Annotated in this window: 9 protein-coding genes and 1 pseudogene; 9 read left to right on the top strand and 1 reads right to left on the bottom strand. The window is 65.3% G+C overall.

The genetic code is table 11. The features are described from left to right. The first annotated feature begins 2 nt into the window (after nt 1-2). The 4 genes and pseudogenes from AWC12_RS00205 to AWC12_RS00220 all read left to right on the top strand — a co-directional run. Nucleotides 3-5,549, top strand: coding sequence for a type I polyketide synthase (locus AWC12_RS00205; protein ID WP_234813779.1), 5,547 nt, complete (start codon nt 3-5; stop codon nt 5,547-5,549). Next, on the top strand, nt 5,546-6,391 hold the full coding sequence (locus AWC12_RS00210; RefSeq protein ID WP_085171557.1) for an ABC transporter ATP-binding protein: 846 nt from the start codon (nt 5,546-5,548) through the stop codon (nt 6,389-6,391). Before AWC12_RS00205 ends, AWC12_RS00210 begins: the two co-directional genes overlap by 4 nt. Continuing rightward, nucleotides 6,391-7,248, top strand: coding sequence for an ABC transporter permease (locus AWC12_RS00215; RefSeq protein WP_085171559.1), 858 nt, complete (start codon nt 6,391-6,393; stop codon nt 7,246-7,248). Before AWC12_RS00210 ends, AWC12_RS00215 begins: the two co-directional genes overlap by 1 nt. Before the next feature lie 4 nt (nt 7,249-7,252). Beyond that, nucleotides 7,253-8,485 (top strand): annotated as a pseudogene (locus tag AWC12_RS00220) (cation:proton antiporter); the annotation flags it as partial. Between the two features lie 42 nt (nt 8,486-8,527). On the opposite strand, the gene AWC12_RS00225 reads toward AWC12_RS00220, so the two are convergent. Continuing rightward, entirely contained in the window at nt 8,528-8,959 is a 432-nt protein-coding gene (locus AWC12_RS00225; protein ID WP_085171727.1) for a heme-binding protein, read from the bottom strand. A 162-nt stretch (nt 8,960-9,121) separates the two neighbouring features. Here AWC12_RS00225 and AWC12_RS00230 point away from each other — a divergent pair, with 162 nt between their 5' ends. From AWC12_RS00230 to AWC12_RS00250, 5 genes are all read left to right on the top strand, one after another. Then, nucleotides 9,122-9,502, top strand: coding sequence for an ArsR/SmtB family transcription factor (locus AWC12_RS00230; protein WP_051226489.1), 381 nt, complete (start codon nt 9,122-9,124; stop codon nt 9,500-9,502). Nucleotides 9,503-9,535: 33 nt separating this feature from the next. Further along, nucleotides 9,536-9,727 carry a hypothetical protein gene (locus AWC12_RS00235; RefSeq protein ID WP_024444760.1) on the top strand — a complete coding sequence of 64 codons (192 nt, stop codon included), beginning with the start codon at nt 9,536-9,538 and terminating at the stop codon, nt 9,725-9,727. A 291-nt stretch (nt 9,728-10,018) separates the two neighbouring features. Beyond that, nucleotides 10,019-12,547, top strand: a complete 2,529-nt coding sequence (locus AWC12_RS00240; protein WP_085171561.1) for a SpoIIE family protein phosphatase — start codon at nt 10,019-10,021, stop codon at nt 12,545-12,547. Continuing rightward, the gene (locus tag AWC12_RS00245; RefSeq protein WP_085171563.1) at nt 12,547-12,861 is read left to right on the top strand and encodes an STAS domain-containing protein; all 315 of its coding nucleotides are present in this window, start codon (nt 12,547-12,549) and stop codon (nt 12,859-12,861) included. Before AWC12_RS00240 ends, AWC12_RS00245 begins: the two co-directional genes overlap by 1 nt. Before the next feature lie 296 nt (nt 12,862-13,157). Then, nucleotides 13,158-13,802 (top strand): porin MspA, encoded by a 645-nt coding sequence (locus tag AWC12_RS00250; protein ID WP_085171565.1) that lies wholly within the window; start codon nt 13,158-13,160, stop codon nt 13,800-13,802. The last annotated feature ends 105 nt before the right edge of the window (nt 13,803-13,907 follow it).

Below are 13,907 nucleotides of genomic sequence, written 5' to 3' on the forward strand. Positions count from 1 at the left end.
CGATGGCGACAGGTATGGTCTGCGACAGCACCAAGCAAGAGCCGCTGGCGATCGTCGGCATCGGCTGTCGGCTACCCGGCGACGTCTCTTCGGCCGAGGAGCTGTGGACGTTGCTGTGCGAAGCGACGGACGCCACCCGCGAGGTGCCCGAAACGCGTTGGCATGCAGCGCGATTCCACGATCCGAGCGGATCCAAGATCGGCAAGATGGTCACGCGACGCGGCGGCTTTCTCGCCGAGATCGACCAATTCGATCCGCAGTTCTTCGGAATCTCACCCCGGGAAGCGCACTCACTCGACCCCCAACAGCGCCTCCTGCTGCAGACCACCTGGGAAGCTCTGGAGGATGCGGGAATACCACCCGACGGACTTGCGGGTTCCGATGTCGGCGTGTTCGTCGGCGGCTTCACCCTCGATTATCAGCTCCTGCAGAACCATGGCCGCGGCAGCCGCTACCGGTTCAAGGCCCATTCGGCCACCGGAATGATGATGACAATGCTGGCGAACCGCATCTCGCATGCCTTCGACTTCCGCGGACCCAGCATGTCGGTGGACACCGCGTGTTCCAGCTCGCTGGTGGCCGCACATCTTGCCGTACAGAGCATCTGGAGCGGAGAATGCCGGCTCGCGGTCGTGGGCGGTGTGAACATCATGGGCGGTCCCAACACGGCGATCGCCGAGTCCACGAGCGGGTTCCTCAGCCCCGACGGACGCTCCAAAGCGTTCGACGACTCCGCCGACGGCTATGCCCGCGGCGAAGGTGGTGCGGTCGTCGTCCTCAAACCGCTCGCGCAGGCACTGCGTGACGGAGACGACATCTACGCCCAGATCCTCGGCACCGCGGTGTCGCAGGACGGCCACACCGACGGCATCACGGTGCCGCGCGAGGACGCCCAGCACGCGGCGATCACGACCGCTCTGCGCCGAGCGGGTGTGCAGCCAGCCGACGTCGGCTATGTGGAAGCGCACGGCACCGGAACCCCACTCGGCGACCCCATCGAGATCCGTGCTCTTGCTGCAGCGTTGACCTCGAACCGGCCGAGCGCCAGACCGCTGGTCGTCGGGTCGGTCAAGACGAACATCGGACATCTCGAGGCCGGGGCGGGGGTGGCCGGTCTGATCAAGGCCGCGCTCGTGGCGAAGAAGGGTTACATCCCGGCCACCGTCCACTTCCAGACGCCGACCAGACACGTGTCGTTGGCTGAGCTCAACATCGAAATCTCCGGCGAGGGGCGACCGTTCCCCGAAGGCGACCGCCGCGTGGTGGGCGTCAACTCGTTCGGCTTCGGCGGCACCAATGCGCATGCGGTGCTTGCCGAACCTCCCACGCGTGCCGAGCAATCCGCCCCCGAACGTGACAGCGCTTCACCGCCGACGCTGCTGCCGATCTCGGCCCGCAGCGAAGACGCGCTCGCCGCGACAGCTCGGCGGCTGGGCGAATACCTCGACGCCCACCCGGACGTCACGCTCCGGTCGCTCGCCTACACGCTCGGCCAGCGCCGGGCCCACCTCAGCCACCGCGACACTGTCATCGCCGACAGCATCGACGAAGCGCGACAACAACTTCGCGGTCTGGCCGAGGGAAGGCAGATCCTCACCGCCCGCACCGCCACCACGGCACCGAAGCTCGCCTTCGTATGCACCGGCATGGGACCGCAGTGGTGGCGGATGTGCCGGGGTCTGCTCGACGCCGCCCAAGCCTTCCCCGTCTTCGCCGAGAGCATCGCGCGTACCGACCGCGAACTCTCGCGGCACGCCGATTGGTCCCTGATCGAGGAGCTGCGGCGCGACGAGACGACGTCACGGATGTCTGAGACGCAGATCGCCCAGCCTGCGAACTTCGCCATTCAAGTGGCTCTGGCCGAGCAGCTCGCACAGTTCGGGATCACCCCGGATGCTGTGATCGGACACAGCGCAGGCGAAGTTGCCGCCCATCATCTGGCGGGTCTGCTCAGCTTCGAGCAGGCGGTCGAGGTGATCTATCACCGCAGTCGGCTCCAGCAGCGCACCAGCGGCCTGGGCCGGATGCTCGCCGTCGGAACCGACGCAGACGCGCTCGTGACGGCGCTGACCGGCCCCGCCCGTGACGAGATCGGGCGTAAGATCTCGGTGGCGGCGATCAACAGCCCGTCAGCGGTCACCCTCGGCGGCGACAGCGACATCCTCGACGAGATCGCGACGCAGCTGGATACCGCAGGCATCTTCAACCGGTTCCTCGCTGGGAATGTGCCGTATCACACGCATTTCATGGATTCAGTGCGGGAGGACCTGCTGGCGGCGTTCGACGGGTTGTCCTCCGAGCGCGCCGCGCTTCCCCTGTACTCGACGGTGACCGGCGAACGGCTGGAGCGCTACGCGGCCGGTGCGGCCTACTGGTGGCAGAACACCCGCGCCTCAGTTCTGTTCGAACCCGCGCTACGTCGAATGCTCGATGACGGCTACACGCAGTTCCTGGAACTGGGGCCTCACCCTGTGCTCGCCGCGTCGATCTTCGAAACCGCAGGCGCGCAGCGTATTTCCGTCACACCCACGCAGCATCGGCAGCAAGACGATGTGCGTACCTTCCTCGGCTCGGTCGGCGAACTGCACTGCCACGGCCACCGCGTCGCGTGGGACGCGCTGAACCCGGCCGACGGTGCCCGTCTGCTCAAGCTTCCGTCCTATCCGTGGCAGACGAAGCGGTATTGGAACGACACTCAGGAGGCGACCGAACTCCTCTTCTACCAACCGGTGCACCCTCTTCTCGGGCAGGCGGTGAGCGCCGTGCATCCCACGTGGGAAGCCGAGCTGAGCACGGTGCTCAACCCGTTCCTCGCCGATCATCGCGTGCAGGGCAGCGTCGTTCTACCCGGCGCCGTGTACATCGAGATGGCACTGGCCGCAGCCAGGGAGACCTACGGCTCGAACCACAGCGTGGACAACCTCGTGCTGCAGCGGGCGGTGATCCTCGACGACACCTGCGATCCCCTGCTGCGGACCACCCTCAACAAGCAGGACGGCACGCTGGAGTTCGCCGCCTTCGTCGCCGCCGCCGACGGTGACCACAAGTGGGTCGTCACGGCCACCGCGGAGCTGAATATACTGCCAGCGCAACGGGGTCGGACCGTATCTGGTGACGACACCGCGGTCACCTCGATCGGTCGCGACGACTTCTACGCCCGCACCGAAACGCTCGGATTCGACTACGGGGCAGCGTTTCGATCGGTGACGGGTGTGACCGCCGGGCACGACTGGGCGGTCGCCGGACTCGACACGCCCGTCATCCTCGCCGACGACATCGACGACTACCACTTCCATCCCGCTTTGATCGACGGTGCGTTCCAAACGCTGTTCGGTGCACCGTTTCTCGGTCAGGAGGAGTCGGATGACCCCTACCTGCCGACCCGCATCAACCGCTGCATGGTCTACGGACGGCCGGAGACCCACATGATGGTCCGTGCCGACGTGGTGTCCGCGACCGCCGAGCAGGTGGAATGCAACCTCGTCATCAGCGACCGGACGGGACGCCCGCTCGTCGTCATCGACGGTTTCACCGTTGCGTCGCTGGCCACCTCGTCGCGAGTGTCCCCGGATCGGATCGACCGGGGAATACTCGAAATCCACTGGTCTGCCATGGATGACGACGCTCACCAGGAACGTGAACCCTTCGCTGACGAACGGTCCTGGCTCGTTCTCGACGACGATTCCGGGTTCGGCCGACGGCTTGCCGACCATTTGCGTGCCCACGGCCAGCGCGCCCACACCGTTGGCCACCGAGCGGTGGATCTACTCACCGAAGCCGACGACGGCTGGCTGATCAACCCCCGGCGTCCGGACCAGATGGCACAGCTCATCGCCGCGCACCTTGAGAGCGACCAAGACCTCGCAGGCATCATCAATTGCTGGCCCCTCGACATCACAGGCCCCGACCCCGATCACCACCTGGGCGCGTTCACCGTGCTCCGCCTGGTCAAGACCCTCGCCGAGAACGACACCCTCAAACCGCTGATGTACTTCGTCACGTCCAACACCCAGCCCACACCCGGCAGCGCGGTGGGCCACGTCGACCAGGCCACCCTGTGGGGGCTTGGCCGAGTCATCGGCCACCAGGAGCTCGCCGAGTACTGGGGCGGTCTGATCGATATCGACACCGCAGACGATCCGGAACAGACAGTCGCCCGCATCTGCCGCCATGTCCTCGACGACGAATCCGAGGATCAGATCGCGATCCGCGGCGGGACGACCTTCGTTCCGCGATTGCGTCCGTGCGCGACGTTGACCAGCCCGTTCCCCACCAAGCTCACTCCCGATGCGACCTATGTCGTGACCGGGGGTGCCGGGGCCCTCGGTCGTATCGCGGCCACCTACCTGGCCGAGCGCGGCGCCCGGCACGTCACATTGCTGGGCCGACGCGCCTTTCCCGACCGGGATCGGTGGTCGACATTGCGCGTCGACGACCCGCACCGTGCAACCGTCGACACCGTCCGCGCGATAGAGAAGCTCGGCGCCACCGTCACCGTCTGCAGCGTCGACATCACCGACTCCGGACAGGTGCAGGCGTGGCTGCGCGACCACGAGCGCAACGGCGGGCGGCCGATCCGGGGAATCATCCACGCCGCTGGTTCGGTCCACGACCAGCTCCTGGTGAACATGAGCGAAAATGACTTCGCCGCCGTGGCAGATCCCAAGATCACCGGAACAAAGTTGTTGCACAACGCATTCCAGAGCCACGATCTGGAATTCTTCGTGATGTTCGGGTCGGCGGGTTCCACCATCGCCTCGCCGGGCCAGGGCAATTATGCCGCCGCCAACGCGTTCCTCGACGCATTCGCCCATCATCGCCGCGCGCAAGGACTGCCGGCCCTGACAATTGGCTGGGGCCCGTGGTCGGTCGGAATGGTCGAAGAGCTCGGTCTGGAGAAGATGTACGCCCAGCGCGGCATCGATCTGATCACCCCTGCCGTCGGAGTGCGAATCCTGGACCGGCTGATCAACCAGAACGTGGCGACAGTGATCGCGATCAGCGCTGACTGGAACCGCGCACGCCAGGCGGGACTCGGCGCGCACCTGCCGCTGATGTTCACCGAACTCCAGACATCCGACCAGGATTCCGCCGACGTGGAATCCGGTGCTTCGATCCTGACCGTATTGGCGTCGACGCAGGAGAGCGACAGGTTGACCGTCGTCGCCAACCACATTCGCGCCCTGGTGGCCACCGTCTTCGACTGCGGGGAAGACGATTTCGCTTCCGATGCCATGCTCGAGGACATTGGCCTGGATTCGATGATGGCAATGGAATTCCGGGTGCGGATCAACATGATGTTCTCGATCGATCTTCCCGTGTTGGAAATCCTCAAGGGGGTCAGCGTGAACTCACTGGCCGACCGCATTCTCGGCGAGCTCCACGCAATTCACGGGCAGGCATCGACGACCGCGGAAGCCCAACCGCCCCAGGCCGGCATGGACGACGACGTCGACGTCCTGATGGAGGGCTTGTCCGACGCCGAACTCCTGGAGTTGCTCGGCGAACTGGATGCCGAAGGCGGAGACGGCGCGGGGGAGCGGCGGTGACGACGGAGGCCCGCGCGGTGTGCGTGCGCGGGCTTTCGAAGAGCTACGGGCGCACTCAGGCGGTCCATCATCTGGATCTCGACGTCGCCTACGGGGAGATCTTCGCCATTCTGGGTCCCAACGGAGCAGGCAAATCGACCACCATCGAGATCCTCGAAGGACACCGGAAACGCAGCGCGGGACAGGTCCATGTCCTCGGTGAAGATCCAGGCATTGCAGGACGCACGTGGCGGGCCAGGATCGGCGTGGTGCTACAGGACAGCAGCGACTTCGGGGTGCTCACCGTCTTGGAGACGATCCAGATGTTCGCGAAATGCTATGGCAGAGCTCGCCGCTCCGAAGAACTGCTGGAACTGGTCGGCCTTCAATCGACGTCGGCATCGAAGGTCAGGACGTTGTCCGGGGGCCAGCGCCGTCGGCTGGACGTAGCCCTGGGGATCATCGGCGAACCCGAGTTGTTGTTCCTCGACGAGCCGACAACGGGTTTCGATCCAGAAGCGCGTAGGCAATTCTGGGACCTCATCCGGCTGCTGGCCGCCGACGGCACCACGATCGTGCTCACGACCCACTACCTGGAGGAGGCGGCTGCCCTCGCAGACCGCGTGGCGGTGATCGCAGACGGCCGTGTCGCGGCCGTCGATACTCCGGCCCGGCTGACGGCGCATGTGGATACGTCGGCCATCGTCAGATGGATCGAGGACGGCGTGACCCGCGTGGCCCAGACCGACCATCCGACCGAGCTGATCCGTCGGCACTCGGACAACGGGTCGGAGCTCGAAGCGCTGACAGTCACCCGTCCCACCCTCGAAGACGCCTACCTTGCGCTGATCGGTCGCGCGTGATGGCGATCGAATCGGCGCGGCCGACCCGCGTCTCCAAACATCGGGCAGCCGGCAGGGAGCCCGGATTGCCGTCTGCGGTCCGCATCGGGTTCTCGCGTGTCGTGCCCGAACTCAAGATGTTCTATCGGCGGCCTGAGCAACTGGCCCTGACCTTCTCGATGCCAGCCATCATCTGTCTGCTCCTGGGTTCCATCTTCACCACCCAAGTCCCGGGCACGCAGACCACGACGGGCTCGGTCATCGCGGCCAGCATGCTTGCCTACGGCATCCTGTCGACGTCGTTCATCAACCTGGGCATCGGGATCGCCGCTGATCGTGAAACCGGTGCACTGCGGCGTCTGCGCGGCACCCCGGCGACGGCGTCGTCGTACTTCATCGGCAAGATCATGCTCGTCGCGATCGCCAGTATCGCCGAAGCCGTCATCATTCTTGCGTTGGGCGTCAACGTGTTCGGACTCCATTTGCCCACCGCAGTGTCGGGCTGGTTCACACTCGCCTGGGTCTTCGTGCTCGGCATCATCAGCTGCTCGCTGCTGGGCATCCTGATCAGTAACTACGCCGCCAACGCCCTGTCGGCGAGCGTGCTCACCAACGGCCCTGCCGTAGGCCTGCAGTTCGTGTCGGGGACCTATGTCCCGCTGATGATGCTGCCCACGTGGATGATGTTGATCGGTTCGGTCTTCCCGGTCAAATGGATGGCGCAGGGATTTCGCTCTGTCCTGCTGCCGCCGGAGATGGTGGCGTTCGAACCGGCGGGCAGCTGGGAGCACGGTCGGATATTCCTGGTGTTGGCCGCATGGAGCATCGGCGGATTGCTGGCCTGCCTCTACGTGTTCCGCTGGTCGGACCGGAGCTGACACCGTGCCTTCGCTGCTTTCGATCACCGCGCACTTCTTCCTGCAGATCGCGGTCATCCTTGCGACCTATCGGCTGTTGTGGCCACTGTTCCGCCGGCTCGCGCAGGTGCAGGTGGTCGCCATCATGGTGGCCGGATTCCTGCTCGGCCCTTCGGTATTGGGTTGGATATGGCCGAGCGGGCAGCAATGGCTGTTTCCCACCACGCTGACCATCGGCGCGCAGGCCTTGCCGCACCCCAACCTGACGGCGATCTACGTGGTCGGCCAACTCGGGCTGGTTCTCTATATGTTCCTGGTGGGCGCATCGTTCAAGGTCGAGATCCTCGGTGCGCACGTGCGGCAGGCAGGTGTGACATCGGCGGCCGGCATCGGAGTCCCGTTGGTTCTCGGTGGCGTGGTCGGATGGTGGATGGTGAGCCTCGGCGGCTACTTCACCGACAAGGTCTTCCACTGGCAGGGCGGCCTCTTCGTGGCCGCCGCGGTGGCCATCACGGCGTTCCCGATGCTGGCATGGATCGTCTATGACTCAGGTCTGCTCAATACCCGCCTGGGGACGATGGCGCTGTCCTGTGCCGCGGTCGACGACGCCTGCTCCTGGGTTCTCCTCGCGACCGTCGTCGCGACGGCGAAGGGGAGTGCCGCCGGGGCACTGCTCGCCGTCGGTGGGGGACTGGCCTACCTGGTGTTCATGCTGTACGTCGGACGTCGCCTGCTGGCACGGCTGGAGTCGTGGAAACCGCCGCGCGCCGAGCGTGAACAAACCGGCGGCATACCGATCGCGCACGCCAGCGTCATCCTGCTCGTCATCCTGACGGCGAGCTGGTTCACCGATGTGGTCGGAATCTATTCCGTCTTCGGCGCTTTCGTTGCCGGCGCGGTGATGCCGCGGGGTGCTTTGCTCGACAAGATCCGCGAGCGGTTCGAGCCGCTGGTGGCCTACCTGCTGTTGCCCGCCTTTTTCATCTATTCGGGTCTGAACACGCAGATGAACTTGATTCTCGATCCCGCAACGCTGGGCATGGCCGTCGTCGTTCTCGTCGTCTCGTTCGCCGCGAAGTTCGGTGCGATCGGTTTGGCGGCACGCTCGCAGGGAATGAGTTGGTACGAGGCGGGTTCCATGGGGGCGCTGTCCAACGCGCGTGGCCTGATGGAACTGATCCTGCTCAACATCGGCTTTGAAGCCGGACTCATCACCGGCAAGCTGTACACGATCTTGGCGCTCATGACGATCATCACCACGTTCATGGCCACGCCACTGCAGCGACTGTTCGAGCGCCGCCTACAGCGTTCCGGTTTGCGGTTCGGTCCCGCCGGGGAAGAGCCGTACGGCGGCGAGGGCGCAGGCCTCGTCCTCGGCCGCACTCGCGCCGCTGACACCGATGCCGCCGACCACCATCCCGTCGACGGTGACCGGAACTCCGCCGCCGAAGATGACAAAGCGGCCGCCGCCGTTGGCGTGGATACCGAAGAGTTCGCCGCCCGGAGCGGCCAGCGCCGCGAGCTCGGACGTCGCGATGCGGTTCGCGACAGCGGTATACGCCTTGTCAACGGCGAGAACGGGTCCCGCGATCTCGGCGCCGTCCATCCTGCCGAACGCGACGAGATGCCCGCCCGCATCGACGACCGCGGCGGACACCAAAATCGACCTTCGTTCGGCTTCGGCGTGGGCGGCCGCGATCATCCGTAACGCCGTTGCCAACTTGACGGTCATGCTCGTATCCCTTCGCCGGTGATCAATTCCCGCTAGCGTCCCGCCCCTCGCGGGCCACCAGGATCGCCGCTGCGCACCCCTGGCGAATCAGCTGTGCGGGCTCGTCACACAGTGTTCCCGACTATGGTGGCCTGCCGAGCCACACTGCGCTACTATCCGCGTATGAATGCAGATAGTCAGGTGGTTGGCGATCGGCTGCCCGACGAGCAGGCCACACTCATCGTCGAGGTGTTCCGCATGCTCGCCGATGCCACGCGCATTCAAATTCTGTGGGCGCTCACCTCTGCCGAGCGTTCGGTGAACGAACTCGCCGAACATGTCGGCAAGCCCGCGCCGTCGGTGTCGCAGCACCTGGCCAAACTCCGCATGGCGAGGCTGGTTCGCACCCGCCGCGAGGGCACGACAGTGTTCTACCGGCTGGAGAACGACCATGTCCGCCAACTCGTCGTCGACGCCGTTTTCAACGCCGAACACGCAGGTCCCGGAATTCCGGGACATCACCGTCACGACCCATCGATCAGCGAAGTGTCCGGCTCGGCCTAGCCGGGCGAAATCACCTGAAGGAGAGGCAATTTCATGACCCAACCCCAAGTGCACACCCACGAGCACACGCACGGATCGACCAGTCACACCCACGCCCACGGTGCGCACGACCACGAACACGTCGAACACCAGCATCAGCACACCCATGATGGCGGCGTCGAGCACAGCCATCCACACGTCCATCAGAGCGAGCTCACAGAGGACCATTCGCACGCCCACGCCTGACGCTACTCCCGCCGAGTGAAGCTTCTCCGGCACGCATGAATCGGGCACATGCGGTCAAGCGCCGAGCGGGCGCAGGAGATCTGAGCCTTACGGTGTGGCAGTCGTATTCGCTGAGGCCCTCCTCAGTCGGCACCCCACCGCCGAACGAGTTGCCGCCACGGTCGCGTCGGAGTCGCAAAACGAAGACTTCTCCTTCGTCTTGTGTCTCACGGGCTACCGGTGTGCGCATTACGCACCGCCGCATCGGCCGAGAGGAATCGATCCTGCGGTGAAAGGGCTAACTTGTTCTCCATGGGCGGCGATCGAGACGAGCGCGAGAGTGGACAACTCCGTGCCGAACTCGACGACGTGCTCGCAGCCCGCGACCAGATGCAGGGACTGGTTCAGGCGATCGTCTCCATCGGAGCGCACCTCGACCTCGACATCACCGTGCATCGGATCGTCGATGCGGCCAAGCAGCTCAGCGGTGCGCCCTATGCCGCACTCGGAATGTGCAGCCTCGACGGCACCTTCGAGTCATTCGTCTGTTCGGGTATCGACGACGACACGGCGCGGCTGCTGGGCGACCTCCATCTTGGTGCAGGCATGCGGTGGGATGACATGGCCACCCATCCGCCCTTCGACGAGTCGCGTATCCCGCCGTTCAAGGCGCTGTTGGGCATCCCGATTGTGGTGCGCGGGAAGGGTTTCGGCGCGCTCTATCTCGCCGACGACCGCACCGGCAGAGTCTTCACCGATGCGCAGGAGAACACGGTCAGAGCACTGGCGACGGCGGCGGCCGCCGCGATAGACAATGCGCGACTGTTCGAACGTGAGCGGGAATCGGCGAAGTGGACGAAGGCCAGCCGCGAGATCACGACGGCGCTGCTCTCGGGGGACCCCCAGACCGGTCCGTTGCAGCTGATCGTCAACCTGGCGTTGGAATTGGCCGATGCGGAACAGGCCATCCTGCTGGTGCCGCACGAATCGGAGTCGCCCGGCGCCGACCCCGACACCCTCGTCGTCTCGGCGACCGCGGGGCGTTATGCCTCGGAGGTGATCGGTCGCGAAGTTCCGATGGGCAGTTCGACCACCGGTGGTGTAGCTCGTCGCGGCGTGCCTCTGATCACGGATTCCTTTCAGTATCCGATCGAGGGCTTCACCGACGTCGGTGAGCGATCGGCGATCGTCATGCCGCTCATCGCCGACGGTTCCGTGCTCGGTGTCATCGCCGTGGCTCGCCGCCCCCATCAGCCGGCCTTCGGCGATGACTACTTGGATCTCGTCAGCGATTTTGCCCGTCACGCAGCGCTGGCGCTGGCATTGGCTGCCGGCCGTGAGAACGCGCTCAATCACGAACTGGCCGGCGCCGACACCGTCGACGACGCGGTCGTCGCCGCGGCCGAGGAACTGCGCAGGCTCTGGCGCGCACGCCGCGTCCTGGCCGTCACTTTTCCGAACCGTCCGGGCATCGCCGAGTCCGTCCCGAAAGTGGTGTGCGCCGGTGAGGAGGTGCAGTGGCTGGAGCTGCCCGCCGACATCCGCCGGATACTGGCAGCTCTGCGCGACGGTGACCTGCTCAGCCCCAACGCGGCGCAACCGGGCACCGCCGGGATCGCCGTCCAGCATCCGGCCGGATTGCTCGTCGTGTGGATCGAGCTCGCCGATGACCGGTCTTTCACGCTCGAGGACCAGACCTTGCTGACGGTTCTCGCGGGCCGGCTCAGCGCGGGACTGCAGCGCGTGCACCGGGTCGACCAGCAGCGCGAGACCGCGCTGGCATTGCAACACGCGATCCTCGGGCCCGCGAAATTGCCGCACGGCTTCACCGTGCGGTATCAAGCTGCCAGTGCTCCCCTGGAAGTAGGTGGCGACTGGTTTGACGTCATCGACCTCGACGACGGGCGCATCGCGATGATCGTCGGCGACTGCGTAGGCCACGGCCTCACGGCCGCGACGGTGATGGGCCAGGTGCGCAGCGCCTGCCGGGCACTGCTGTTGGACAACCCGAGTCCAAGCGCTGCTCTGCGAGGCATGGACCGGTTCGCGGCCCGGCTGCCCGGCGCGCAATGCACGACCGCCGTGATCGCCGTGCTCGACCCCTCTACAGGTGAACTCGTCTATGCGAGTGCGGGACACCCGCCGCCCATCGTGGTGCCCGCCGACGGCTGTCCGAGCGTGCTCGACGAGGCGCACACCATCGCCCTGGGGCTACGAGCCGACTGGCCTCGCCGTGAAAGCCGCGTCATGATGCCTGCCGGTGCGACGGTCGTGCTGTACACCGACGGTCTGGTGGAACGCCGCCGTGTCCTGCTGGACGAGGGCATCGGCGACGTCGCGGCCCTCGTCGAGGACGGCCGGGGCGCGGCACTCGAAGGGCTCGCGGACACCGTCATGTCAGAACTGGTACCCGACGGGGGATATCAGGACGACGTCGTCCTGCTGCTCTACCGCCACCCGGGTCCGCTTGAGCTGACCTTCCATCCTGACGCCGATCAACTGGCACCCACTCGCGCCGCGCTCCGCCGGTGGCTTGCACGGACCCGAATGACGCAGGCGACCGCGATGGAAGTCCTTGTGGCAGCAGGGGAAGCGGTCGCCAACGCCATCGAGCACGGCCACCGGCACGGTCTTCAGGGAACCGTGAGCGTGCTTGCCACGGCCATGGTCGACCATGTGCAGCTGACCATCACCGATACCGGGGCGTGGAAGAGTCCCGAAGTGCCACGCGATATTCACCGAGGCCGCGGCATCGGCCTCATGCGGGCCCTGATGCAGGACGTCACGATCGCTCACGACGCCACTGGAACCACCGTTCATCTTTACGCGAGGATGACCTGATGCCTACGCAGTTGAACCTCCGCATCACGCGCCGAGGAGACCGGACCGAACTGGTTGCGGTGGGCGAGATCGACCTGAGCAACATCAATGAGTTCACAAGCGCCTTGGATGCTGCCACCGCCGAAAAATCAAGCATCAGTTCACAACTCATCGTCGACCTCGCGGCGGTCGAGTACGTGGACAGCGCCGCCATCAATGTGCTGTCCGGAGGCGCCGACCACATCGGCAAGCTCATCGTCCATCCGCTTCTGATGACGACTTTTGCCGTAAGTGGACTGACCGAACTGATCTCCATCGAGGCTGCCTCGTCCTGACGGCACATCAGCGCTGGCCCTGAACTTTTTCCCCATCACATCTATTACCGCTGCCAGTGTGCTGCCAAATCGCTGGTTCTTCTCACCTGCGACGTCAGCCATCGCGGCACCCTTCAGTGGCCGGAATTCGGGCTTCGCAGGGGCTGTCGCGCGCAGCGGATGCTTTACGTTAACCGCGTCTGAAAGCACGCTTCAGCAGCAGGAACCGCACACCGGGGTCAGCGCCGATCGCATCAGGTGCCAAGCGACAAAGACCGACGGCCCGCCGAGGCCGTCGACAACCGGCTAGGGAGATCATGAAGGCAATTTCTCGGGTGTTGATGGTGGTGGTGGCGTCCGTCGCGGCTTTGTTCGTGAGCACTGGCACCTCAAACGCAGGTCTGGACAACGAGCTGAGCGTCGTCGACGGCCAGGGCCGCACTTTGACTGTGCAGCAGTGGGATACGTTCCTCAATAGTGTGTTCCCGCTCGACCGTAACCGTCTGACCCGTGAGTGGTTCCACTCCGGCAAGGCGACCTACATCGTGGCCGGCGAGGGCGCCGATGACTTCGAGGGCACCTTGGAGTTGGGTTACCAGGTCGGCTTCCCCTGGTCGCTGGGTGTGGGCATCAACTTCAGCTACACCACGCCCAACATCGCCTTCGACGGTTACGCCTTCGATGCTGCCGATCCGGATTTCGGCTTCGGGAACAACATCGTGACCCCGCCGCTGTTCCCCGGTGTGTCGATCACGGCAGACCTCGGTAACGGCCCGGGCATCCAGGAAGTCGCCACGTTCTCGGTCGACGTGTCGGGCGCGGGTGGTTCGGTTGCCGTGGCCAACGCGCATGGGACGGTGACCGGTGCTGCCGGTGGCGTGTTGCTGCGTCCGTACGCGCGTCTCATCTCGAAAAATGGCGACAGCGTCAGCACCTACGGCACCCCCTGGAACATGAACTGACATTTCTCGATCACGTCAGTGGCTGCCATGTATTCACAACGGACGCCGGGTGGGATGATCGGTGGTAAAGCTTGGACAACAGCTTCGTCGACGCGGGGGATCGTG

Origin of the sequence: Mycolicibacterium iranicum (assembly GCF_002101705.1) — a bacterium.
GTDB classification, from domain to species: domain Bacteria; phylum Actinomycetota; class Actinomycetes; order Mycobacteriales; family Mycobacteriaceae; genus Mycobacterium; species Mycobacterium iranicum.

Excerpts from the sequence above, each read along its gene's own strand:
- AWC12_RS00205 (WP_234813779.1), top strand. The coding sequence starts at position 3 with ATGGCGACAGGTATGGTCTGCGACAGCACCAAGCAAGAGCCGCTGGCG.
- AWC12_RS00215 (WP_085171559.1), top strand. The coding sequence starts at position 6,391 with ATGGCGATCGAATCGGCGCGGCCGACCCGCGTCTCCAAACATCGGGCA.
- AWC12_RS00225 (WP_085171727.1), bottom strand. The coding sequence starts at position 8,959 with ATGACCGTCAAGTTGGCAACGGCGTTACGGATGATCGCGGCCGCCCAC.
- AWC12_RS00230 (WP_051226489.1), top strand. The coding sequence starts at position 9,122 with ATGAATGCAGATAGTCAGGTGGTTGGCGATCGGCTGCCCGACGAGCAG.
- AWC12_RS00235 (WP_024444760.1), top strand. The coding sequence starts at position 9,536 with ATGACCCAACCCCAAGTGCACACCCACGAGCACACGCACGGATCGACC.
- AWC12_RS00240 (WP_085171561.1), top strand. The coding sequence starts at position 10,019 with ATGGGCGGCGATCGAGACGAGCGCGAGAGTGGACAACTCCGTGCCGAA.
- AWC12_RS00245 (WP_085171563.1), top strand. The coding sequence starts at position 12,547 with ATGCCTACGCAGTTGAACCTCCGCATCACGCGCCGAGGAGACCGGACC.
- AWC12_RS00250 (WP_085171565.1), top strand. The coding sequence starts at position 13,158 with ATGAAGGCAATTTCTCGGGTGTTGATGGTGGTGGTGGCGTCCGTCGCG.